At 70.2% G+C, this 386-nt stretch carries 1 protein-coding gene; it reads right to left on the bottom strand.

Annotated features, from left to right (window positions below; all coding sequences use genetic code 11):
- The coding region (locus EXE46_RS16610; protein WP_137689398.1) for an SDR family NAD(P)-dependent oxidoreductase at positions 1-386 on the bottom strand (386 nt) is incomplete at both ends.

Below are 386 nucleotides of genomic sequence, written 5' to 3'. Positions count from 1 at the left end.
CCTTCACGCTGCGGGAGGTGATGTTCACGATGGTGCCGTCGTCGCCCTCCCTGAGGTGGGGATACGACTCCCGCGCCAGCCGGACGACGCTCATCACGAGCAGGTCGTAGGCGTGCTGCCAGTCCTCGTCGTCGGTGTCGAGGAACGAGCCGGAAGGAGGGCCGCCGGCGCTCGTCACGAGGTGGTCGACAGTGCCGAACTCGTCGACGGTCGCCTCCACGAGCGCTGTGACCTCGGCGGCGTCCGTCAGGTCGGCCGGCTGTGCGACGACCTCGCCGGTCGCGACCGCCTCGATCTCCTCTTTCGCGGCCGCCAGTCGCTCCTCGTCGCGGCCGTTGATGACGACGTCGACGCCCTCCCGCGCCAGCGCCTTCGCCGATGCCTTG

The organism is Halorubrum sp. GN11_10-6_MGM (assembly GCF_005435165.1).
Taxonomy (GTDB): domain Archaea; phylum Halobacteriota; class Halobacteria; order Halobacteriales; family Haloferacaceae; genus Halorubrum.
This window is presented reverse-complemented; position numbering and strand designations above follow the sequence as displayed.